The organism is Infirmifilum lucidum (assembly GCF_014876775.1).
Taxonomy (GTDB): Archaea; Thermoproteota; Thermoprotei; order Thermofilales; family Thermofilaceae; genus Thermofilum; species Thermofilum lucidum.
This window is the reverse complement of record NZ_CP062310.1, coordinates 1,325,782-1,348,726: the sequence shown is the minus strand read 5'-3', so window position 1 is coordinate 1,348,726 and position 22,945 is coordinate 1,325,782. Positions and strand designations below refer to the sequence as shown.

At 56.3% G+C, this 22,945-nt stretch carries 23 protein-coding genes; 3 read left to right on the top strand and 20 right to left on the bottom strand.

Annotation, left to right across the window (positions count from 1 at the left end; translation table 11 throughout):
* Positions 1-210: 210 nt before the first annotated feature.
* Positions 211-1,617, bottom strand: coding sequence for a dihydrolipoyl dehydrogenase (locus IG193_RS07670; protein ID WP_192818599.1), 1,407 nt, complete (start codon positions 1,615-1,617; stop codon positions 211-213).
* 40 nt (positions 1,618-1,657) lie between these two features.
* Between IG193_RS07670 and sppA the strand changes: the two genes are divergently transcribed.
* Positions 1,658-2,584, top strand: a complete 927-nt coding sequence (gene sppA, locus IG193_RS07665) for a signal peptide peptidase SppA (protein WP_192818598.1) — start codon at positions 1,658-1,660, stop codon at positions 2,582-2,584.
* 1 nt (position 2,585) lies between these two features.
* On the opposite strand, the gene IG193_RS07660 is transcribed toward sppA, so the two are convergent.
* From IG193_RS07660 to IG193_RS07645, 4 genes are read right to left on the bottom strand one after another with little or no spacing between them, the layout of a single operon-like run.
* A complete protein-coding gene (locus tag IG193_RS07660) occupies positions 2,586-3,980 on the bottom strand; it encodes a glycosyltransferase (RefSeq protein WP_192818597.1) in 1,395 nt (464 codons plus the stop codon).
* An 11-nt stretch (positions 3,981-3,991) separates the two neighbouring features.
* Positions 3,992-4,660, bottom strand: a complete 669-nt coding sequence (locus IG193_RS07655; RefSeq protein ID WP_192818596.1) for a hypothetical protein — start codon at positions 4,658-4,660, stop codon at positions 3,992-3,994.
* 1 nt (position 4,661) lies between these two features.
* Positions 4,662-5,996 carry a hypothetical protein gene (locus IG193_RS07650; RefSeq protein WP_192818595.1) on the bottom strand — a complete coding sequence of 445 codons (1,335 nt, stop codon included), beginning with the start codon at positions 5,994-5,996 and terminating at the stop codon, positions 4,662-4,664.
* 46 nt (positions 5,997-6,042) lie between these two features.
* Positions 6,043-6,930, bottom strand: coding sequence for a UTP--glucose-1-phosphate uridylyltransferase (locus IG193_RS07645; protein WP_192818594.1), 888 nt, complete (start codon positions 6,928-6,930; stop codon positions 6,043-6,045).
* A gap of 101 nt (positions 6,931-7,031) precedes the next feature.
* Here IG193_RS07645 and IG193_RS07640 point away from each other — a divergent pair, with 101 nt between their 5' ends.
* Positions 7,032-7,409: a class II SORL domain-containing protein gene (locus IG193_RS07640; protein ID WP_192818593.1), complete on the top strand. Its 378-nt coding sequence runs from the start codon at positions 7,032-7,034 to the stop codon at positions 7,407-7,409.
* Here the strand turns inward: IG193_RS07640 and IG193_RS07635 are convergent.
* The 5 genes from IG193_RS07635 to IG193_RS07615 are packed head-to-tail and all read right to left on the bottom strand — an operon-like array spanning position 7,406 to position 10,758.
* Positions 7,406-7,636: a hypothetical protein gene (locus tag IG193_RS07635; protein WP_192818592.1), complete on the bottom strand. Its 231-nt coding sequence runs from the start codon at positions 7,634-7,636 to the stop codon at positions 7,406-7,408. The two genes, IG193_RS07640 and IG193_RS07635, sit on opposite strands and share 4 nt — an antisense overlap.
* Before the next feature lie 44 nt (positions 7,637-7,680).
* On the bottom strand, positions 7,681-8,580 hold the full coding sequence (locus IG193_RS07630; protein WP_192818591.1) for a DNA lyase: 900 nt from the start codon (positions 8,578-8,580) through the stop codon (positions 7,681-7,683).
* Positions 8,570-8,998 carry a hypothetical protein gene (locus IG193_RS07625; RefSeq protein ID WP_192818590.1) on the bottom strand — a complete coding sequence of 143 codons (429 nt, stop codon included), beginning with the start codon at positions 8,996-8,998 and terminating at the stop codon, positions 8,570-8,572. The genes IG193_RS07630 and IG193_RS07625 overlap by 11 nt, the downstream gene beginning before the upstream one ends.
* A complete protein-coding gene (locus tag IG193_RS07620) occupies positions 8,995-9,738 on the bottom strand; it encodes a cyclophilin-like family protein (protein ID WP_192818589.1) in 744 nt (247 codons plus the stop codon). The genes IG193_RS07625 and IG193_RS07620 overlap by 4 nt, the downstream gene beginning before the upstream one ends.
* Before the next feature lie 42 nt (positions 9,739-9,780).
* The gene (locus tag IG193_RS07615; protein WP_192818588.1) at positions 9,781-10,758 is read right to left on the bottom strand and encodes a hypothetical protein; all 978 of its coding nucleotides are present in this window, start codon (positions 10,756-10,758) and stop codon (positions 9,781-9,783) included.
* A 159-nt stretch (positions 10,759-10,917) separates the two neighbouring features.
* Between IG193_RS07615 and IG193_RS07610 the strand changes: the two genes are divergently transcribed.
* Positions 10,918-11,991: a mandelate racemase/muconate lactonizing enzyme family protein gene (locus tag IG193_RS07610; RefSeq protein WP_192818587.1), complete on the top strand. Its 1,074-nt coding sequence runs from the start codon at positions 10,918-10,920 to the stop codon at positions 11,989-11,991.
* Here the strand turns inward: IG193_RS07610 and IG193_RS07605 are convergent.
* From IG193_RS07605 to IG193_RS07560, 10 genes are all read right to left on the bottom strand, one after another.
* A complete protein-coding gene (locus tag IG193_RS07605) occupies positions 11,988-13,958 on the bottom strand; it encodes a hypothetical protein (protein WP_192818586.1) in 1,971 nt (656 codons plus the stop codon). The genes IG193_RS07610 and IG193_RS07605 overlap by 4 nt on opposite strands.
* Positions 13,948-15,393 carry a hypothetical protein gene (locus IG193_RS07600; RefSeq protein WP_192818585.1) on the bottom strand — a complete coding sequence of 482 codons (1,446 nt, stop codon included), beginning with the start codon at positions 15,391-15,393 and terminating at the stop codon, positions 13,948-13,950. Before IG193_RS07600 ends, IG193_RS07605 begins: the two co-directional genes overlap by 11 nt.
* A 57-nt stretch (positions 15,394-15,450) precedes the next feature.
* A complete protein-coding gene (locus tag IG193_RS07595) occupies positions 15,451-16,005 on the bottom strand; it encodes a hypothetical protein (protein WP_192818584.1) in 555 nt (184 codons plus the stop codon).
* Between the two features lie 85 nt (positions 16,006-16,090).
* Complete coding sequence (locus tag IG193_RS07590) at positions 16,091-16,963, bottom strand: winged helix-turn-helix transcriptional regulator (RefSeq protein ID WP_192818583.1); 873 nt, start codon at positions 16,961-16,963, stop codon at positions 16,091-16,093.
* Positions 16,964-16,981: 18 nt separating this feature from the next.
* Positions 16,982-17,320 carry a hypothetical protein gene (locus IG193_RS07585; RefSeq protein WP_192818582.1) on the bottom strand — a complete coding sequence of 113 codons (339 nt, stop codon included), beginning with the start codon at positions 17,318-17,320 and terminating at the stop codon, positions 16,982-16,984.
* 112 nt (positions 17,321-17,432) lie between these two features.
* The gene (locus tag IG193_RS07580) at positions 17,433-18,284 is read right to left on the bottom strand and encodes a phosphatase PAP2 family protein (protein WP_192818581.1); all 852 of its coding nucleotides are present in this window, start codon (positions 18,282-18,284) and stop codon (positions 17,433-17,435) included.
* Between the two features lie 22 nt (positions 18,285-18,306).
* Positions 18,307-19,167: a pyrroline-5-carboxylate reductase gene (gene proC / locus IG193_RS07575; RefSeq protein WP_192818580.1), complete on the bottom strand. Its 861-nt coding sequence runs from the start codon at positions 19,165-19,167 to the stop codon at positions 18,307-18,309.
* Positions 19,168-19,238: 71 nt separating this feature from the next.
* Positions 19,239-19,673, bottom strand: coding sequence for a hypothetical protein (locus tag IG193_RS07570; protein WP_192818579.1), 435 nt, complete (start codon positions 19,671-19,673; stop codon positions 19,239-19,241).
* Between the two features lie 52 nt (positions 19,674-19,725).
* Positions 19,726-20,823: a M42 family metallopeptidase gene (locus tag IG193_RS07565; RefSeq protein WP_192818578.1), complete on the bottom strand. Its 1,098-nt coding sequence runs from the start codon at positions 20,821-20,823 to the stop codon at positions 19,726-19,728.
* Between the two features lie 48 nt (positions 20,824-20,871).
* Positions 20,872-22,935, bottom strand: coding sequence for a heavy metal translocating P-type ATPase (locus tag IG193_RS07560; protein ID WP_192818577.1), 2,064 nt, complete (start codon positions 22,933-22,935; stop codon positions 20,872-20,874).
* Positions 22,936-22,945: the final 10 nt, after the last annotated feature.

Here is a 22,945-nt window from a genome sequence, read left to right as displayed (position 1 = left end):
TCATCTTCACCGCTACCAAAGAGTACAGGGGGTTTCCCCAGCTACTGCGCAACCACACGGGTTCGCCGTAGAGGATATGGCGTGTTGGTCACTGCTAGTATGAGGCTACGTCAGCGTAAAGCACGCCTCTTAGCACTTAATGGCTTGTGGACACGATGTAGGGCCGGTAAAGCTCCGGAAAACAAGTGCCGGAGTTTTAAAGGTTCTGGCTTAGTGCTCGTGCCTGTGCCACTCTTCCGGCTCGTGGAGGTGGAAGAACGCCCTTTCAACTACCTCAGAGAGAGCGGGGTGTATGTGCATACCTCTGAATATGGGTTCTGCGGTCTGGCTTTCAGTGTACATTAGGTTGACTATCTCCTGTATGAGTATAGAGGCCTCAGGCCCGACTATGTGGGCTCCGAGGATCCTAAGTGTCTCCTTGTCTAGGATCACTTTCACAAAGTAGTCTTTCACCATCATTGCCTCGCCTTTAGCAGTCTCGTCGTACATAGCATAGCCTACGAGTATGTCGTACTTCTTTTTCGCCTCCTCCTCTTTCATCCCCACGCTTGCGACCTCCGGTTCAGTGAATGTTGCATGCGGAACAGCGTGGTAGTCTGCCTTGACCTCTTCCCCCAGGAAGGCATTGTAGTACACTATGATGCTCTCGTAATTAGCTTTGTGCTTGTACATCATCCTGCCAGTAGCGTCACCAAACGCCCATATGTCCTCCTTGGAGGTGCGCAGGTACTCGTCGACTATTATCCAGCCCTTCTTGTCTGTCCTCACTCCTGTCTTCTCTGGCCTAGTCACGTCGCTGTACGAGGCCCTTCCAGCAGCGATTAAAATAGCGTCAGCCTCAAACTCTACGTTGTCCCCTGTAAGCTTGTTCTCCGCCACGACAATTTTCCTGTCCCCGTTCTTCCTGAACTCTACGACTTCGTGGTTGGTTCTAATGTCCATGTATTGCGAGAGGTCTCTCTGGAGGAGCTCGGAAACCTCGGGCTCCTCCTCGGGGAGTATTCTAGACCTTCTACCAAGGACTGTTACCTGGCTCCCCATCATCGCCAAGAAGAAGCCTAGCTCTAGGCCAACATAGCCGGCGCCAACGACCACTGTTCTCTTAGGCAACTCCCTGAGTTCGCGGAAGAAGTTGTCGTTTGTGTAGTAGTCGACGAGGTCGATTCCTGGAACTTGCGGGATCCTAGGCTTCGAGCCCGTAGAAAGCAGGACTTTTTCTCCCTCGATCTCCCTCCCCCCTACATCTACCGTGTAGTCCCCCACGAACACCCCGTCGACTTGGTACAGGTCGACGAGGGAGTGGTGCTTCAGCGAGTGTTCTATCTCCTTGCTCTCACGGTATATCCTCCTCCACACCCTCTCCATGACGCCGGTAAAGTCTATGGACTCGATCCTGGCATTTACGCCAAACTTGCCGGCTTCTCTTATCCTCCTAATGTTCCTAGCTACCTCTAACAGTAGCTTCGAGGGTATACAGCCTCTTGTAAGGCAAATTCCTCCGACCATGTTGTTCTCGATAACTGCGAGGCGGAGGTTCGTGCCCCGGTTTATCAACTCAGATACTATGTTCATCGCTGAGCCTGTACCAAAGACTATCACGTCGTAATGCTTCACCATAACCTACAAAGGATATTAGTTGGCGCCGCATATTTTAAGTATGTCTCAGCAGCCAATAGCGAGAAAGGGGGTCAGGCAAAAGCTCCCCCTATTGCTGATAGCCGCTGCAGTAGTGGCTGGCGTACTGCTCTCCGTGTTCTACTCCACCCAGCAAGTGGCCCTAACCCCACGCATCGCCAAGATCGTAATAACCGGCCCAATCACCTACCCTACATCATCGCTATTCGGGGCATCAGTGGGCGTAGAAGAGTACATTAAACTGGTCAAGCAGGCCGAGGACGACCCGACGGTGAAAGCCGTAGTACTGGTCTTCGATAGCCCAGGGGGGACTGTCTCGGCCTCATACGACCTTTACACTGCAGTCAAAGAACTGGCTAGCAAGAAGGTCGTCGTATCGTACGCTAGAGGCACGCTGGCGAGTGGAGCCTACATGGCGGCGTGCCCGTCTGCTAGGATCTACGCGAGCCCGTCGTCACTTATAGGCTCTATCGGCGTCTACGCGTCGGTTCTGAGCGTAGAGGGGCTTCTAGGCAAGCTTGGAGTAAGAGTATACACGGTGAAGACAGGGGAGTTGAAGGATATAGGGTCGCCGTACAGGAATATGACCGCGGAGGACTTGAGGGTCATGCAGGAGATAGTAGACGAGTACTTCAGTCTCTTTAAGAGCATCGTCCTCGAGGGGAGGAAGAACGTGAGCAGCGAGGCTTTCACGGGGAGGCCGTACGGCCCCCAGGAGGCCCTCAAAGCGGGCCTCATAGACGGCATTACCACATTTGAGGAAGCCTTGAATAAGACGAGGGAGCTCGCAGGCCTCCCACCCTACGCCCCGGTCGTCGAGCTCAAGCCACCACAGCCGGGGCTACTCAGTCTGCTGTTTGGGGCGCTTGGTTCTAGGACGCCGCTGAGCGTGCCGAGTGTGGTGTACCTGGCAATGTGGCCAGAGCCTCAGTACATCGTCTTGCCGTGAATTAGAGTTCTAGCCTTAGAAGACTGTATGCTGCTGCAACCAGGTAGGATGCTGAGATTACGAGCGTGTATATGTTCCTTGTTAAAATCGAGAGAGTTGCTCCGAGGAGCGACCACGCGAGTATCAGGAGGGGGGTCTTCTCCTTGGGCAGGGCTCTCTCCTTCTCGCCCTTTGGCGTAACCTCCCACTTGAAGCCAGCCCTGAGGAGCCCCCTCAAGGCGCTTATGGAGAGGTGAGGCGAGAGCACGGCGAGTATGGCCGTGAATCTCCCGAGGTTTACCAGGTAGTGCTTCAACCCGTTCTCGTAGACCTCCGGTGCAAGTCTGAACATCATGTACCCGTACACCGCATTTAGGGCAACAAGGGGAGCAACTAGGACTAGGAGGTTTACGATCTGGATGTTCACAGGATCACTTGCAGTATGAATTAGCGCAATTAATGGCGCAAGGACGAAAGCCATGAAAGCCGGCAGAGTTTGCAACGGCTGCATCATGTAGGCTATCATCTCGAGTCTGGTGCTCCAAGGCAAGCTCGCCTTGAGCAACCGTGGAAGGCTCTTTGAAAGCACCTCGCTTGTGCCGTACGCCCAGCGCGACTGCTGCTTACGTAGAGTGTGTAGCCGGCTTGGCACGAGCACTTCTATTGACCCGTCCTCGAGTAGGGCCGTCCTATGCCCCGACGTGGAGAGTTTCACGCCCATCCATATGTCGTCCTGTATGACATTGTCCCCCCACCCTCCTACCCTAAGAACTGCAGAGCGCTTGTACGCTGTCCCAGAGCCGAGGGGGAATACGTAGAAGCCGGCAAGCCACCGGAGCCTGTAGAGCAACGACGAGCCTAGGTTTACGGAGAAAGCTGCCGCTTCTGCCACTCTCGTCTTCTCGTAAAAGTAGCCCCTCCACGGAATAATGTATGCGTCTGCCTCGCCCAGCTCTCTGCAGAGACCCTCGAGCGCCCTGCTTCCAACAACACCGTCCACGTCTAGAACCAGTATGTAGTCCGAGGAGGAGGAAGCGAAAATCTCGTCGAGCGCTCCTGTCCTGCCGCCTCGTGGGTTATCCCTCCTGACTACCTTTACTAAGCCATTTTCGCCTATCCCCCTCTCCAGTTTCTCGGCGTAGCCCGGGTCGTCGTCCGAAAGTATGACAACTCTCTTCAAGCATCCCGCTGAATTGAAAGCCTGGAGGTTCTTGAGGACAGTGTCTTTAACTACAGCTATGGGCTCGTTCTTTATTGGGACTACTACCTCCAGTGCACAGCCACTGCAGTTACTACTGTCAGACACCCCTCTGCGCTCGCGTGCCCTAAACGCTCTAAAGAGGATTACGAGGTAGTAGGCAGTGAGGAGGTATAGCGGGGCGAAAAACAGTAGGAGGGCCACATAGCTCGGGTTCATGGCCTATCACGCTACTCCGGCGGTATCTCCTGCTCTGCCACCCCTCGCGATAGTGTTTCGCGCCTACGGCTCCTGAGCAAGGCCACAGCCTCCTCTATGTAGTCGCCAAAGAGCGCCCAAAACGAGAAGACGCCTATGAGGAGCCCGACGCCCAAGGCGAGCCCTGCCGTTAGGGCTATCTTCACCTCATTGCTTAGCGCAGCTAAGTCGACGACCAGGATCACCAGCAGGAGAGACGTGAGCATTACGAAGAACCTCTCGGTCTTTCTCTCGAGGCGCATCGACTTAACGACAGCGTCTACCATGACTAGTGCTAGTAGGGCGAGAACGACGACACTACCCGCTCTCGCGAGGTAGCCGACCAACTCCCGGTAGAACGGCGTCCCTTCTGGAACATAGAGCTTTATCAACGTTGCAGAGGAGGCCACGAGTATCGCAGCGTCTGCGAGAGCCGTGAAAATTGTTGTCAACGAGATTCTCGTCCCTTCTGGAACTATTCCGCGGATCACTTCCTCAAGCCTCCCAGCAGAAACGAGCCACTTTACAGCTCTATTTACAAGCCTAAGTATAATAAATGTAGCAAGAATAATCACGGTTGCCAGGAGTACCCTTGGCAGGGCTGACACGACGTCCTGGAGAGCGAGGAGAACCTGCGAAATTATGTCTGCTTCGGGCGGCATTTTACAATCCCACAATTATCCAGCTCAACCTGTATATAATGTATAGCAGGGTCAGTAGCGCCGCGAGGGCAAGGGCTTCTATCGAGGTCTTGAGAAGCTCTCTCGAAGCCTGCACAGTGAATGTATAGCCGAGAATGCTCGTGGAGTATATCATGCGGCTGTACTCGTAAGCCCTCCTCTCCGGGATAACGGCTGTCTCAGGGATAGCGAACATGGCCAGTAGGACGCCGACGAGCTTTAGGAATGCCGCGAGTACGAGCCCGCTAAACGGAGTGAGGAATCCTAGGGACGAGAACGCAGAGGCAACGAGCAAACCAGCATAGTTGGCAGAGACCAAGAAAGCTGACGCGCGGACACGCCCGAGCCTCTCGTTCAGTTCCGCGAACACCTGCATGCCGAGGAGGTTTGCGCCTGCAAATGTAAGTGAGGCCGCGAAGGAGAGAGCGACATGTGCAGGCGGGTACGCGACGTAGGGTATCAGTGCTGTGACGAGGGCGTTAAGAGCTATGGCGACCAGGTAACCCCTGTACGACCTCCAGAAGTAGGCTCCCACGAGGCCCCCAACGTTGCCCGCAACAGAGAGGGCGAGCGGAATATATACAGGGGCTCCGAGCTGTCTCAGGAGAGGGCTCCAGGCTATTCCTACAAGGTTGCTACCCGCGAAGAAGAAGGCGAGCACGATAAACACGACATTGCCTCTTATCCTGGCTTCCTCGTGTGGTGTAACAGTTCTTTCTCTCTCTGGGAGGGCCTGTGGGATACCGGGCGTGAGGATTAGCGTAGCGGAGCTGACTAGACCAGCGAGGAACGCTGTAACGTAGGAAGTCACATATGCCATCGGGGCAGACTGAACCGCCGTAACAAACGTCATGAAGAGAGAGCCTAGGATGCTCGCCGCCGCGCCCGCAGCCGACCTGTGAACCGAGACTTCTATAATTTCCCTTGTCGGGAAGAGAGAGTATATGAGGATGCCGAGCAGTATGCTTACCAGAACCGAAACCACGTTCCCCGCTAGGTAGTCTAGAGAGAGGAGGTAGGGACTTGACAGGAGGACGGGCGGCAGGAGCCAGAGGATTCTCTCAGATACATGTGTTGAGAGAAGGAGAGAGCGGAATTTCCTCGTAATACTCCCAGGCTTCCTGTAAAGCTCGTGGGCCAGGAGTATGCCTCCAAGCCCCGTCGGCACCAACACAGCTGATAGCACGTCTAACCGGTATCCACTATAGGCCAACATTGGTACGAATAGGCCCCTAGTTATGGAGACGTAGAAGCCTCCGAAGAAAGCCTCCGCTACTAGGAGGATCTTGGCTAGTGTCCTCTGCTTCGGCCTCTCCATGAGAGCACCAGAGCATACGTTGGGCGCCGTGTAAAAAATTTTTAGTCTACTTGTCCCCGAGGATCCCTAGAACGTCGGCAACAAGGTTATACCCCCCGCTGTGCTTGAGCGAGAGCACCATTGCCCTGAAGAACGCCTCCCAGGTGCCCACGTCGACCCAGTCGGCTGTAGACTCATACGCGTAGAATTTGAAGCCCCGGCTCAGCAGTATCTGGATAGAGTCCGTAACTTCTATCTCGCCGCGGGGGCTTGGCTTTGTCTCCTCGATCGCCTTGAATATTTCTGGGGGGAAGACGTAGAGGCTTGCGTTCGCGAGGTCGGAGACCGGCTTTGTAGGCTTCTCAACGATCCCTTCAACCTCGTATATTCTTTCTCCGACACTACGCCCTACTATAACCCCGTATTTCCTCGGATCCCTAACGCGCTTGGCGGCGAGCATGGGGGATCCGTGTTTCTCGGAGAAAGAGACTAGCTTTAGGGCAACGTTTTCACCCAGGAATACGTTATCTGCCGCTGCTACTACAAAAAAGTCTTCCCCCACGAACATCCGGGCAGTGTAAACTGCGTGTCCCGTACCGCGTGGGATTGGCTGGTTTACCCACGCTATGTAGGACGACTCGATCTTCCTGTAGAACTCTCGCAAAAGAGCCGCGTACTCTTCCTTGCCTGTTCTTTCGAGGTAGTCTACGAAGCCCCAGTCAGGGGTGAAGTGGTCTTCGATAACTCTCTTACCCCTACCCACCACGAAGCAGAACTCCCGTAGGCCAGCCTCGTAGAGTTGCTCGAATATGACCTGTATAACTGGCTTTAGGAAGACCTTGCCGTTAACCCCCTCGAACACTGGTAACATTTCCTTCGGCATCTCCTTGCTATACGGGATGAGCCTAGTGCCAAGACCTGCTGCCAGCAACACGCCTTTTGCGAGCCTGGGCAACAGTAACACCTACTAGCTTTTGACTACATTCAAGATAAATTTACGTTGTTTGCTAGACAAAAATTTTATTTTCCGCTGCAAACACTATACCCGTGAGGAACATGACAAAAAAGTTTGGAGACCTTATCTACACACCTGAAACCGCGTCCGGCGAGGCCATCTCCAAGGTTGAAACGCACACCCCGAGGATAGAGGCACCCGAGCAAGTTAAAGCCGGGGAGCCCTTTTACATCAAGGTAGCAGTTGGGCCGCACCCCAACACTGTACAACACTCTATCCGCTGGGTAGAAGTGTACTTCCAGGAGGAGGGGCGCCCCTTCAACCCAGTTCTCCTCGCGAGAGTAGTTTTCGAGCCGGAGTACGCAGAGCCGGACATCACACTAAAGGTGGTTTTGAAGAAGAGCGGGGTAATACACGCTGTAGAGTACTGTAACCTCCACGGGCTCTGGGAGGGTAGAAAAGAGATAAAAGTAATCTAAGTTTTCTCTTCCTCTTTTAGAAATCTCTCCTCGATCACCTCGTATAGGGAGTCGAAGACGTTAGCCAGGTATGTGAGATCGCTCTTGTCGAGCTTTCTAAGGATTTTCCTTACATTCTTCTCCTCGATCTTCCCAAATCTGCGATCCAGTCTCAAGACTCTCAGTACAGCCTCTATCAGCCTATCCTTCTCCGGGAACTCCTCATCTACTCTGGGCTTTTCACCCATCTATGTTGGTCTATCCCCGGGGGGCAACTAATTTTTTTCTCCCCTCACGGGTAAGCATCGCTACACCCGCTCCTAAGTGGGCAGCGGTCACATAGCCTCCTGGAGCAATAAGTCTTGTCGTGCACGTAGAACACTGTCTGAACCCAGCCTGCGAGCTCGCCTAGATCCCTCGTTGCACGCCACCTAATACACTTGTCGCGGAGGGGGCAGTCTTCGCACCTGTACTTCGAGCAGTACTCCTTTCTCGGCGGGTGGAGGCCAGCGAACATCCCGAGCTTAGAGGCCATTGTCACGAAGTGCCTGTCGACGGGCGGCGACGTCGGGTCTGCCAGGGCGTAGAGAAGGAAGGCGTCAGCCGTCTTTGGGCCAACGTACGGGCACTGTACGAGCTGTCTCCTAACCTCGTACCTGTCGCCGTTGAATACCTGCGGGAGGCACTCTATGGCTTGCGGTAGTCTCTTCACCTGGAAGCTCGAGAACACCCGTGAGGCCAGCGTAGCCGCCTCGAAGGGGTCGTTTGTCTGGAACCACAGGCGCCTAGTCCACGAGAGAACGTTCGCGTGGTAGTTCGTCGTCTGGCTTAGGAAGACTGCGACGAACACATGTAGGGGGTCGAGTGGGTCGACGGATAAACTCAGGGGGGAGTACACCAGGCGCAGTGTGTCGATAACGCGGCTCATGCTTCTCTTAACGCTTGCCCTCTCGAAGACATCTCTATACCATAGCCCGCTAAGGTAGCTTGTCAGCTCCTCCCCGCACGAAGACACCACTAGTCCGCCTGTCTGCCTCAGCACGCAGCCTCTACTCCTCCCAGCTATCTTTACATAGCCGTCCCCAGTCTCTTGCAGTAAAGAAAGCACAAACGACGGGTAGAGGGTTAGCCTGAGGTCGATGCCCCTGTCCTCTAGTTCGACGTAGGCCTGCATAGGCAGGCTACTCGTCATCGTGGTGCACGTGCTTCTCCGACGGCTCTACGAGCTGGAACATTATGTCGATTACTCTTGCGAACTCTCTTACCCTTATGACTGAGACCTCCCCCTCCCGCTCGACCACTATGTCTCTGGAGGCGTCAACGCCGGTGCACTCGCTGATGCTTTTCGCCCTACAAACCTCCTCCGTTATCACGACTAGCGGCTGAACTCCTGCCTCCAGCAACTTGTTCATCTCACATGGATCTTCAATTGCCGTAACAGCCTCTTCAGCCCTCGTCTCGCGCATGGCCTCCAAGACCTCCTCGGCTCTTGAGAGCGGGCCTACCCCGACGAAGACCACCTCCTCTCCCAGTTGCGATGACAGCACGTCCTGTACGAACTTGTTAGGCGTGAAGTCGAGGGCCCACACGACGATTTTAATGAGGCTCACCCTGTGAGGGATAGGATGTCAACGACTTTCAGGTAGTCGTGGACAACCTGCTTTACGGCGTCCGGGAGGGCCTCCTCCCGGGCAGCGAACTCCGAGAGTATGACGTAGCCCTCCTCGTTCACGTCAACCCTGCTCTTGACGACTTTCTTCATCCTGTACTGGAGTGCCTCGTCTATGGGCGAGAAGTCCCTGGCGTAGATAGGATCAGACTCCACGATGAAGCCGTAGTCCTCCACGAACACTTCAAAGCCCACCCTGAAGTTGTGCCGGGCAAAAGCCCCCGCAACGCTCTCAGCCCCGCCCCAGCTCCTCGGCGCGGCGTAGAAGCCGTGCCCGTTAAGCAACTCTGAGGCCCTCCTGAGGGGCTCCGGGTACGCGGCAGGGTCGAGGGGCTCGAGCCTAACTTCCTCCTCGCCGCCTGCGTGCTCCTCTATGATGCCCAGGATGTAGTGTTTAGGCCCCAAGAGCCACCCCAAGTGTACTACCGGGCCGTATGGCTGGTTCGCCCAGGCGAAGATGCATAGCGCTTTACCCGGTGGCCAGTAGGCCAGCGTGCCGCTCGTGACGCGCGTCGCGGCGTCGCCCATGAAGTCCACGCCTGTTTCGAAGTAGACCTCCTCCTTCCACGTCAGGAGCTTCGAAGTTATGGGTAATAGCCCCCTGATTTTCTCGTAGAACTCGTTGCTCGTCACCACTACAGGCGCCTCGAAACCTTCCCCGAAGACGACCTTCAAGTACATTGTGATTTAAGGGATTTCACGACTAATTAAGAATTTCCCTTATCAGATGCCAGCGTTTTCTGAATTAGAGGCAGAGCCCTTAGCCGTGTAGCCGGTCTTCTCGGAGGACAACATTGATACGTAGTCTAGCAGGTGTGCATAGTAGAGCGGGGCAAGAGCGCTCCCCTCGGCAACTTTTAGGGCGGTCTGCAGGCCTCTATAGTGGTAGAGCACTTCTAGAATGAGCTCCGCGAAGTCTAGTGGTAGGACGTCTATAGGCGGGAGGCTGGGGAACATGACCTCAAACCCCTGCCTGACTGCTCCAGAGTACCCAGCCTCTGCGAGGTTCCTCGCTACCAGGAGCGACAGGTACAGGTCTTCAAGAGCCTCTCCCAGAGGTATTTTCATTGCAAGATCCTTGACACAGGGGGTAGTGGCCTTACCGTATAAAGGGTGCCCCGCCAGCCTGGAAAATAGCACTACTTTCTTCTTGCCATCCCTCAGTCCTCTTATGAACCCGGCTGTGCGCGTGAATAGCCTATAGTCTTCGGGCCTCGCGAGTGCAAGCTCCACGTACAAGGAGGCCCTTCTCGACCCGCTGTAGCTGTCAGCAATGCCCTCGGCTCTGGCGACCATTCTGCACCGCGAGAAAGCTATTGCTAGGCGCGCCTTCCCAGAATACCCAACTGGAGTAGAGTAGTTCTCAGCCACGAAAAGGTAGTGTTTATAGTCCTTTCGGCCGAGAGCGCAGAGTGTTTCTGCCAGCCTGGCTAGGACGTACACTCTCCCAGCATACTTAAGGCTCGGTAGAGCCTCTAGAACCTCCTTTACAGTGGTGTCGAGCGAAGGGGGGTCGTAGAGGGGCATCTCTGCCAGCACGTAAGATCTAAGGTAGGTACTCCTCACCCTCGATGCGAGATCCCTATACCCGTAGCCAAGCCTCCCAGAGGCCCGTGCCAGCGAGGCATAAGCATAGTCCCTGTACCTCGGGGGCAGCTGCGCTATCTCTCTCAGGAGAGAGTCCTCGAAAAACTCCGGCATCGCTGGAAGGCTGCGCCGAGCCGTACATTTATCCGTGATGCTGCTAAAAACATAGGCTACAGGAGTAATCCCCTTATACGACGGGGGCTCAAGCCCTGCCCTCCAGGGCGAGGACTCAGAACCACTAAGGAAATAAAGCCCCGACACGCAGAACCCCCGATGATAAAGCTAGAGGCATGGGTCGTCGAGCTACCGCTGCCGGAGCCCTTCCGGATATCTACGGGCGTCTCCGAGAAGAGCAGGACTGTGGTCGTGAGACTCATAACTCCTGAGGGCCTAGAGGGCTGGGGCGAGGCATGCCCCTCGAAGAGCGTTTTGGGCGAGACTCTCGAGATGGTTGTAGAAGCCGTTAGAAAACTCGGCAGGATAAGCGTTGACTACACGAGCATCGAGGCTATACACGAGTACACCTGGAGCCTCCAGGCCCCAAGCTCTCTGGCCGCTGCCCTGGACATGGCGTTGCTAGACCTCTACGGGAAAACAGTCGGCAGGCCTCTCTGGCGCTTGCTAGGCGGCTACAGAGACAAGATAGAGACAGACATAACCATCGGGATAATGGAGCCCGAAGAGCAGGCCAAGAGGGCTGTTAAGTACGTGGAGGAGGGCTTCAAGATACTCAAGCTCAAGCTCGGGCTCGAGCCGGACAAGGACGTCGAGAGAGTACGGAGAGTCAGGGATGCCGTGGGAGAGGGGGTCAGGATACGCGTGGACGCGAACCAGGGCTGGAGCGCCGAGGAGGCGGTGAGAGTCATAGACCGCATCGCGTCGTACGACGTCGAGCTCGTAGAGCAGCCCACGAGGTGGGACGACTGGGAGGGGCTCAGGAAGATCAAGCGCGAGAGCCCGCTCCCGATAGCACTCGACGAGAGCGTCAAGACGCCAGCAGACGCGCTGAAGGCCGTCCAGATGGAGGCCGCCGACATAATAAACATTAAGCTCATGAAGACGAGGGGGCTTACAGGCGCACTCAGAGTAGCCCACGTGAGCGAGGCAGCAGGCCTGAAGAACATGATAGGCTGCTACGGCGAGACTAGGCTGGGCATGACTGCGCACGTCCACGTCGCCCAGGCACTGCGGAACATAGCCTACTACGACACGGACTGTGACCTACTGACTGTCGGCCAGGCGTTCACGGGCGGGGCCAGCATCGAGAAGGGCATAAGGCGCGTGGGCGAGGAGCCGGGCCTAGGCAGGCTAGCCCCAGTGTGGGACAAGTTTACAAGGGTTCTCTAGGGCCTTTTCAGCCACAGCACAGCCCTGAGCCCCACCTGTACGCTGTCGGGCAGGTATACTGGCTCCACGACGTCTAGGTAGCATGTGCTCGCCGAGCCGGGAAGTGAGGCTGAGAGGTACCAGTAGCCCGCGAGCCAGCTCCCAGACCAGCTTGCGGGCGGGGACATCGAGACCGTGCTTGTAGCCCAGCTCGTGACGCTCGGGCCGCTGACCTGTATGGGCGTAGAAGCCGAGCCACTGCTGTTGTACAGGTAGAGGCTTACCGCGGAGCCACTAACCGTGCAGTTCGTCCCTGCCAGGACGAGCTTGCTCGTGAAGGAGGCTGAAAGATTGCTTAAGACGTTTAGTACTCTCCCTGCAAAACCCCATGAGAATCGATAAACGTCTCCACCGACAACGTCGTCTGTGAACTGTTTACTTATGACTATGTTCCCGTACTCGTCGATTATATCGATGTAACCGCTCTTAACGATGAAGGCATTTACATAACTCGTGATCGTAGGCCAGAGTTGGAGTACTACGCTTCCATCGCTACCGGCTACTCCACTCACGACAGTTTGCCCCGTGCTGTCCCTGATCCTGGCAGTCCACCCTGGTTTTAGCCCGACGACTTTAACCTCCCATGCAGGGTTGTCAACGCTTATCACTAGGTTGTCAAAGTTTGCTTGAACAGTTGTCCCAGTGTCTATGAGGTAGAACCCGACTCCTGCTCTGCTAGGCGAAAACAGGTAGCCCATAGGTGTGGCATATATCCTCGTACGGTTCCACTGTTCAAGAGTCTTAGCTGAGAAGTCCGCCACACTTGCTATCTCGTGGTAATAATCGTACTCAAAACCGAGGCCCGGAGGTGCTACCTGGACGCTCGCTCTCTGAACCCAGTTTGTCCCATCAAAGTAGTATGCTGTAGCATCCGTAATGTCGCCTGTCTGTCCTGGTTGAGGGTAGTTCCAGTAGCCTACAGTGTATATTCTCTGGGTAAGCGGGTCAGTAAAGACAGTATCGTAAAAAGCTCTGATCTGAAGTGGATATCCAGGCCTCCAGGCAACAACGGCAATATAGATTCTTCTCCCCTCAGACACGTATCGAGACAAGTCTATGTTTGCTACAGCCACACACTCCCCGCCGTAGGTTGTGGGACGGCTACTCGTTGAAATATAAATGTACCTCCCTGTGCTACTGTATCTCCATGTGCAGGATAGCTGAGACATTCTTCCCGCAGTGAATGGATTTGTATCAAACGTGTCGTAATATATAGCTCCACGTTGAAGCCTGGTAAGGTTAGCAGTCAGAGTAGCCGTGGATAGAGCTCTGGTGTTTGAGTCATAGAGAGACACAGATACACCTGTAGTTGAGGGATCCCCTAGCCACACTCTCGTCGGGCCCGCGACCACGACCCACACTACCCTCTGCTTCACGCTGGCTACACCTGCCCTGTACGCCAGCCACGTGTAGACTCTAGCGACTTCCTGGCCTGGTGGCACGTAGCACGACGAGCCTGCAAGGGTGTTGAACAGGCCCCTGGAGCCCGCAGGCATGGAGACGGCCGTTCCAGTAGCCTGTACTACCCTGCCGTTCACCACCACGACCTGGGTGGTGGAGTTTAGGTGCAGTGTTAGGTTGAGGCAGGAGGCGTAGCTACCGGTGATGGCCTCGTACTCGAGCCAGGCCTCTACGGGAATCTGCGGTACACCGTAGAGCGCGGGGTTGAAGGTCGCGTTAAACCACTGCCCTGTCATAATACGAAGCCATACAATCGTCGCGTTTAGCCCTGAGTCGGTGGCCCAGGTGGCGCTGGCGCCCTTCACGCCGTATGACAGGTTGCCGGTGTCCCAGCCCTGGTACTTCGTTAGAGGGGCCTGCCTCGCGACCACCGTGAGGACGGCGATGTTTGTCAGCACTACTAGTGCGAAGGATACGGAGGCGACTAGGAGCAGGAGGAGTATTGGTGGCGTGGGCCTAGGCGGCAAAGTTCCTCACCGCGACCTTTAGGCTTTTAACTTGTGCGAGCGGAGAGCCTGTTGTAGTTAGAACTGCGCTACCGTAGTAGGCTGGTGTTGCCGCAGTGCCGCCCGAGAGGTAGTAGTTGTTGCAGAGCAGGACTGTTGCACGGCCAGCATCCCCGAGGAGTTTGACTGGGAGCCTCTGGCAGAGCGTAGCACAAGTAAACTCTACGGTATAGGTTCCGTTGCTGGCCCAGGAAAGGAGGTACCATTCTAGCGCGATACCGGCCCTAATGCTCCCGGGCCACAGGTACGTCAACGTTATGTTTGACCCAGAGTAGGCGGTCATGAAGGCCCTGGAAACATACCCGGAGACGCCGCTCGTCCTGTACTCCCAAATCCCCCTAACGGGGCCAAGGAGAACTCTACTCCAAGCCCCCGGGTCGCTGTAGTACTCTTTCTCGGCTTGGTAGGGCCAGGCTATAGAGCCTGTCAAGTTCACGGTTAAGCTCTTGGAGCTGAAGCCCCACCGGGCGAGCTCGATCTTAACTGCGCCGGTGTCTATAATACTGTTGCTCTCCGAGACTAGGCCTGTGAAGTTCAGCCTCCGAGTACCCCCGGTGTATACGTGGATGAGAGTGGTGTTTGATATGTAGGCCACGAACACTAGCCTGTCGTTGGCCCCCATAGCCTCGCTGGGCTCTAGGAGCCTCACGGGCTTCAAGACGCCAGTAGCCTCTTCGACCCGCCATGCTTCAACTTGGAAGACGAGGGGGTAGTCGACCCCCTTGACCCTCTCTACAACTAGTATGCTCGATGCACTGGCGCCCGCTATTGGGGGGATCCTGCCTGCTAGCTTCCCATTCACGTATACTTCCCCGCCGCCCGTCACCTCGAAGATAGCGTAGCCCTCGCGCGCCACAGTAGGGCTCAGCTCTATTCTCAGGGGGTAGGTGTTGTCGTACCAGTCGGTCAGCCTGATGTCGAGGAGCACTTCACTCCTCGTGGCCTTCTCTTTCTCAGGTGAAGACTTGTCTGCGACAACGAGCCTCGCTACCTGGGCCTTTCCGGCTTTCACGCACACTGTTAGGGAGGCTGAGGAACCCGGGGCTAGAGCCAGGGCTCTAGCCACTGTCTTGTTGCCGCTGACCAGCAGTAGAGTCTCGTTGAGGCCGCGGAGCTCGAAGTAGCCTTCAAAGCCCCTGAGCTCGAACGCCAGAGTGTACGTGAGGCCCGCCCCGCCCAGGTTCCTCACTGTCAGGGCTTGGGGGTAGCAGAAGGCAGTGTAGTTGCCCACTGCCAGCGTCACTGCACGTAGCTGCTTCCCCTGCCACAGGAGCTCTACGTCGTGTACACCGCCTGTAAGTAGGGCTTGGAGCCCGAGAGGGTACTGCGAGAGGAGAACAAGGAAGACTGCGAGCGCAACGCCCACAGGTATGCCTAGTTTAAGCTTGCGGTTCAAGACTGGGCACCTGTTTTCGGGAGAGAGAAAAAAATATTTAAGTTTTCTAGTTCAAACCTAGCCTGTTGACTCGACGTCGACTTCAATGGTTATGAGATTCGTGTTCGTTGGCGCGTCTGGCGTTACGAGTACTTCGACCCCGATGTCGCTGGTGCAGCTGCCAGGGTCTACTGTTCCAAGGGTTATTGAGGTTCCAGGGCTAGTGGTGCTGTCGATTGTTAGCGTTGACGGCGGGCTCGAGCCGGGGTAGAGGATCTTTATGTACTTCACATAATTCCAGTTCCCGCTCAGCAGCGTTTTGTATACCAGCGACACTGATACAGGCTTTGAGTAGTTCTTGTTGCATATCTTGAGCACGCTCGTGTACCTTGTAATGTCTCCCTTGAAGCCGACGACGGTGATCGTAGTCCTGTTCGTGCCGTCGGTTCCTGTGTACGTCCCGACCGCAACGTAGGTGCCGTCGGCGTCACTGCCTGCTACCTTGACCACTGGTGCTCCTTGGGCCTTCACAGTCCACTCAGTGATGTTCGTGATTGTTACGGCTGCGGCGAAGGCTACTATGGCTAGTGCTACTAGTAGCGTCGCTACTATTGTGCGCCGCGCTGTTTCCATGCTTCCACCGACAGTGCACAAGCGTCTAGGGGTTTATAAACTTTTTAGTTCAAAACAAGAAAGGGCTCAGGGGGCTTGTTGGCTTCTAGCTCGTGGATGCCAGCAGGGCTTTGAGTTCCGCCACTGTACAGCCCTTCGCTAGTAGGACACGTATCCTGTACTCGTTCCTCTGGACGTGCTCGGGCCTCACTCTTATCCCCAGCTCCCGCCTGGCGAAGGAGGGTAGCCACTCGTGTAGGGGCGTTTCTGCCGGGTAGTACAGTGCTCTCTTCACTAGGCTGGCCCTGGCTACCAGGCCTACGCGCTCGAGGACTGAGAGGTGCCACTGCACTTCGCCGAAGCTTATCCCGAGCCCCCTGCTTATGGCCCTCGGCCCCACGCCCGGGTTCCTCCTTACGTATTCGTATATTAGCCTCCTCCTGGCGTTCCTGAGGGCGTTCTCGCGGTTCACCAGGGCATACGCTACTGGCACCGAGGCTACCCTGAAGACTATGTCTCTGCCCTTCTCGGTGAGGGACAGGTATGAGGCTGCCCCCACGGCGGCTACCGCTACCAGGAGAGCAGCTGGTAACTGTTCTGTCTGCCCCTGCAGTAGGGCTGCGTGGACGCGTACTTCCACTGACGTGAATTGAGGAGTAGGGTTCACCGCTGACGCGTATATGCAGTAGAGCCCGCCCTCCCTCCTAACCTCTAAGGATAACCCCGGGGCTGTTGCCTCGACACTTGAGGCGTTTGCGATACAGCCTAGGCGTGTCTTCTCTAGTTGCGCGTACGGCGGGAGTGAGAGTACGAGTAGCATGTCTGTCGAGTTGAGGGTCTTGAACAGCGTTACCCGGGAGTCTAGTGGGAGGAAGCTAGGGCTGGCGTATACAGTGGGCTGGTAGTAGAGGACTAGGGCGATGCCGAGAGCTACGGAGGCGAGCAGGGCCAGGGCCGCTTCGTGACCTGGTGCCTTCATTTTTCCGCACCTAGTAACCTATGGGCTACTTATATTCGTGTTAGTTCGAACTCCGGGGAGGCTGACAGGCTTCAGCTCTGGCCACACCTGGTATGCCGCTTTGTGTAGTACGAGCACGAGTCGGAGCGGGTCTCTCTGGAGCAGGAGGTACGGCGCAACGGGTAGGGGTTGTGTGGACACCTCTATATTCACGTCGTGTTTCCTCAGCAGCTCGTATATCCTCTCGGCTAGTAGCGGTAGTGGAAGCTTGCCGCTCTCCTCTAGTAGCGTTGGCGTGTACTTTCTGAGGATGTCGCTCGTCAGGGACGCCAGGATACTAGCCCCGGAGTCTGCCTCCCGCCAGATCCACGGCTGCATTGCTGCCACCAGTTAGTAACGCGCCATGTTAACGTCAAAAAACCGACTTTTTAACTTATCTGGCATGATAAAAGTAATAATGGAAAAATATTTTAAAATATTAATGCCAAAGTCAAGTCCTTGCTTGGCGGTGGATTAGGGGCGTCGAGATTATCGTGACTGCTACGGCCAGGTACGCGGCGAACTGCAGTGGGGGCGGCGCTGCCTTCGCGGCGCGCGTGAGTGCCATGGCGATTGCAAGAGCTAGTAGCGAGAGAGCCGCTCGCCAGGCCAGGCTCGAGGCTGGTTTTACCCTGTCTCGTAGGAGCGGGTACGCAGAGGATCCCGCGAGGACTCCTGCTACCTTCACTATAGTCGGGTCTGGCTGCACCCCGTAGAGGAGGGCAACGAGGAGAGAGTAGAGGAGTACTGCCAGCGACGCCTTCCTCTTGTCCGCCCTCAGCAGCCGTTCTGCTGCGTAGTAGGTTGCCAGTGACACGGCGAGCCCTATAAGGACTCCCCCGACGACGTCCCGGGGGTAGTGGACGCCGAGCTCGAGCCTGGAGACGGATATGAGGGCTACGAGCACCGCGCTGAAGGCAGCTAGCGCCAGGCGCCTGACTGCCAGGCACGCCGCTGACCAGAACGCCGTAGACGTCTGGGCGTGGCCGCTGGGGAAGCCGTAGCCCTCCTCTGGCACCTTCCACTGCTCTGGAGGGGGGCGCGGCATCGCAAGGGCGTTTTTGAGGTAGACGTTCAGCCAGGCTGACGTCAGGAGGGAGAGGAGCGTGTAGTAGCCGAGCTGCGGGGACACTGCCACGAAGATTACTACAGCAAGGGCGACGTAGGCCTCCTCGTAGCCCAGGGCTGTTACGAGCTTCCAGTAGGGTAGCCACAGTCCGGTGAGGTACGCTAGCAGGGGAGACACCAGTAGAACTGCCGTGGCGGCGAGGGCCACCTTGTCTACGAGAAGCTGCTTTTCCACGGGTCTAGCGTTTGTAACACGCCTATATCTTGTTTTTGGCCTGTTGCCAGATCTGGGCCAGCTCTTTCCGAGCCTTCTCGTCTACGTCTACTCCTATCTCCCTCGACCTCCTCGAGGCCTCCTCGACAACCCTCATTAGCGCGGCTTTAACCCCCTCAGACTCGAGCACCGTGAGACCTCTAATCGTTGTGCCAGCGGGTGTTGCCACCTCGTCCCGTAGCTGTGCCGGGTGTACGCCCTCCCGGGCCTTCAGTAAGAGGGCCGTCCCCTCCATGACGTCTAGTATCGCCCTGTAGGCTAGCTCGCGGCTCATGCCCGAGGCCACTGCGCCCATCGCGAGGGCGTCAACTATCTCCGCTAGAAACGCTGGGCCGCTCCCGGCCAGCCCCGTCCACACGTCCAGGTACTCCTCGGGAACCCAGTAGGTGTAGCCGACGAGGCTGAAGAGCTCTTCGACTAAGCTTCTGCTAGAGCCGGAGCCGTTTTCGGCTATAGCTGTCGCCGACTTGCCGACGTAGGCGTTCAAGTTCGGCATAGCCCTGTACACCTCTGCTCCCTCTAGGACGCTCTGGAGGGTTGCCAGCCTGACGCCCGCCATTACGGACACCACTACTTTGCCATCCCACACGTCAAAGCCCGTCTCCCTGAGGAGCTGGGGGAAGTGGTGCGGCTTCACGCTGATTACTACGAGCTCCGCGGATTCTACGGCCCTCCTGTTGTCCCTTGTAGCGTGGGCCCCAAGGCTCTCAACTCTCCTCAGAGTCTCCGCGCTCCTACCCGTGGCCACTACACGCACGTCTTGGGCCCGGCTCACGAGCGCCTTCACGATGGCGCTACCTATCTTCCCAGCCCCTAGGACAGCAACGCCGGTGACTTCGAGCATCCCAGCTCCACTAATAAAACGGGATAAATGCCTTACTGCTCTAAAACTGTAAAAAATGCAGTAGGCCTGCTCTAGTCCCTTGGATTTTTGTAGATGGCTATGACGCAGTAAGTTCCGTCCTTCCTGGTTCCCTCGAGGTCGGGCCTGAGGCCTGCAAAGCCGGACAAGAGCCCGGGAAGGGGGCAGAGGCGCCCCGGGAGCTCTAGGCCCCCTACAGCCTTAGGGCATACCCTGCAAGTCCTCGTGGCCACTCGGACGTAGTAGTGGCCGCCGCGGTCTTCGACCTCTACCCCTCCCGCGAACTGTAGGAGCTCGTGGGCCCGCCTTAGAGCTTCGAGGGGGTCTGGGGGCCTGCCGTACACCAGGGCTAGCCGCTCGCCGGCTTTCTGCATCGAAGACGTGACTAGGGCGTAGTTCAGGACTCCCTCCTCTCTAAACGCCGCTAGGGCAGATGCCACTAGGACGTGGAGGGGTGTTACCCCGCGTTCCTCCAGGCCAGAAGACACAATACATTACGGTTAACGGTTATATAAATTAATAATTTTCGGGAAGGCTCTTCTAGATGCTCTTGAAGGAGTTCACTGATTCTCTGTCAAGCCTCTTGATGAGCTCTACCACGAGTTTGACCGCGTTCTCGACGTCTGCGAGGCTTACTATGCTTACATGGCTGTGTATGTGCCTCGTCGGCACTCCTATGACAATGCTAGGCCTCCCGCCGCGGTAGAGGTGGAGCCTCCCGGCGTCCGTCCCGCCCGACACGGCTGAGAGCTGGTACGGGATCTTGCACTCCTCCGCTACCTGTATTACGAACTCCTTCAGCTTCTGGTTCGGTATCATCGACCTGTCGTAGGTCACTATGGTCGGGCCTTTGCCGAGCTTGGCCTGCGCCTCGTTCGGCTTTATCCCCGGCACGTCCCCTGCTATGTCGACTTCCGCAACTATGGCGACGTCGTGGTCTACGACCCAGCCCACAGTCTCGGCTCCTCTCAGGCCCACTTCTTCTTGGACAGTGGCCGCAGCGTAGTACGTGTTCGGGTGGTCTATGTTCTGCTCTCGTAGGACTTTCAGGACTTCCATCGCGATGAATGCCCCAATTCTGTCGTCGAGCGCTTTGGCCATTATGCGGTCGTCGAACTTCGTCCTGGTGAAAGGCGACCACGGGGCTACGGGGTCTCCCACCCTTATCCCCAGCTTCTCGACCTCCTCCTTGCTGGTCGCGCCGACGTCGATGAACATCTGGCTGAACTGGACGACTTTCTGCCTCTCCTCCGGGGTTAGCAAGTGTGGGGGCTTGCTCGCGATGACGCCGGGGACTTCGCCGTTCTTCGTCTTGATAACAACCCGTTGTGCCAGTAGTACTTGCTCGAACCACCCGCCCAGCGTCGTGAAGTTCACGAAGCCCTCGTTTGTTATGCCTGTTACAAGGAAGCCTACCTCGTCTACGTGGCCTGCCACGAGGACGCGTGGCGTCTCGCTAGAGCCTCTCTTAACGAGTACGAGCGAGCCGAGGTTGTCTCTCCTGACTTCGTCGGCGTACTTCGAGTAGTGGTTTTTGAAAAGCGCGAGGACAGGTTCCTCGAAGCCCGAGGGGCCTACTGCTTCCGTTGCCTCTTTTAGGAAGGAGAAGGCTCTATCATCTATTTTGTAGTTTATCACGGTTCAATTCACGCGTGAAAGTTTATTAATCTATCTACGTAGCGCTCCTCACTTCAGGAGCTGTGCGTTTAAGACTACTATCACGTCGCTCATGCTCATTAGCAGTGCTCCCATAGCAAGTGATACTACAACCCCCACTGAGCTCAACACGCCTGCTGCGAGAGGCACTGTTACAGCGTTGTAGCCGGCAGCCCATGCTAAGTTCTCCTTCATTTTCCTATAAGTCTTCTTCATCAATTTGAAGAACTCTGGTACAAGCATAGGGTCGTCCCGGACGAGTACTACGTCAGCACTCTCTATCGCGATGTCTGTTCCAGCCCCCAACGCTATCCCGAGATCCGCCTTTACGAGCGCAGGCGCGTCATTGACGCCGTCGCCAATCATTGCTACTACATGGCCTTTCGACTGCAACTCACTGATGATGCTCACCTTGTCCTCCGGGAGCAGCTCCGCGAAGTACCCGTCTAGTTCAAGCTCCTCTGCTACTCTACGTGCCACCTCCTCCCTGTCGCCAGTAAGCATGTACACTCTATACCCCATCTTCTTGAGTTCACCTATAGCCTCAGCGGCCCCGGGCTTTACCTGGTCTCTGAGCACTATAACTCCAGCCTCAACGCCGTCAACGGCTACGACGACTGCAGTCCCGCTCGTATCTACCCACGGGTCGACGCCGGAATATCTTGGACTAGAGACCGTGACTGTCCTGCCGGCCACGCGCCCTCTTACGCCTACACCGGGGACAGATGTAAACTCCTCAACGCTTAGCAGTGCAATGCCCCTCTCCCTGGCTTCGCTGACTATGGCCTTTGCTATCGGGTGGGGTGAGAAAGCCTCCAGTGAGGCGGCCAGTCTAAGAACTTCATCGGCAGCGTGGCCGTTCGCGGGTGCAATTTGGACGACTTTGAACGCCCCCGTCGTTAGAGTGCCAGTCTTGTCGAAGACTATTGTGTCTACTCTTGGGGAGACGTCGAGTACTTCCCGCTTCTTAATGACGATGCTCCTCACCGAGGACAATGTGCTCACGCGGTAAGCCACCATTGGAATCGCCAGACCCAAGGCGTGCGGGCACGCTACCACGGCGACTGCGGCCATCCTCTCAACGGCGAAACTAAGGGGGGCGCCGCTCATCAGCCAAGCAATGAGGGTGAGGGCAGAGACACCTATTATCGAAACTGTAAGCCAGAAGGCCACCCTGTCGGCTAGCCTCTCGATGCCAGATTTCGACAGCCTGAGCTCCTCCATCAGCCTGGAGACGCGCGCTACATAGGTGTCTTCCCCAGATGCATGGACTACCACTTTTAGGGCACCGTCTATGTTCAGGGAGCCGCCCACTACTCTCGACCCAGGTTTTTTCGGGACGGGTTGAGACTCGCCAGTGAGTAGAGATTCGTCGACGCTAGACTCCCCCTCGAGTACAACGCCATCCGCCGGTACTCTCTCACCGGGCTTGACTAGAACTATTGACCCCTTAGTAAGCGAGCGGGCCGGCACGTCCTTGACTTCGCCACCGTGCACTAGGTGTGCGGTATCTGGCAACAATTGTATAATTGAGCCTAGTGAGGACAGGGCTCTAGAGAATACTTTAGACTCGATGTAGTGGCCTAGGAGCATCACGTCTATCAACATTGCTAGTTCCAGGAAGAAAGTCTCCCCCATACCGGACAGCAAGGAGTAGCTACTATAGAAAAAAGACACGGTTATGCCCAGTGACACTAGAACCATCATTCCAGGGCTACGCCTCTTCAACTCTCCTACTGCACCCCTCAGGAAGGGCTCTCCGCCCACGAGGAATAGTAGCGTGGAGAAGAGGAGGAGCGCAGCATCCTTCGATGGGACGTCTATGCGGACACCTAGCTGTTGCACTAGGGGCGAGAAAAGGACTATGGGTACTGTCAGTAGGAGCGAGTAGAAAAGCCTCTTCCTGAAGTCTGCATGGTGGTGCTCGTGGGCGTGCGTCTCCGCCTTCCCCGCTGAAGTGTACTTCTCCGGGTTTTTCGAGAACTCTTCGAGGCAGTGTTTCGAGCAGAAGTAGTAAACCCGCCCCTTGTACTCTAGCTTGTGCTCAGCTTTCTCCTCGTCGACTTTCATCCCACAGACGGGATCGATAGCCATTTCCTATCAA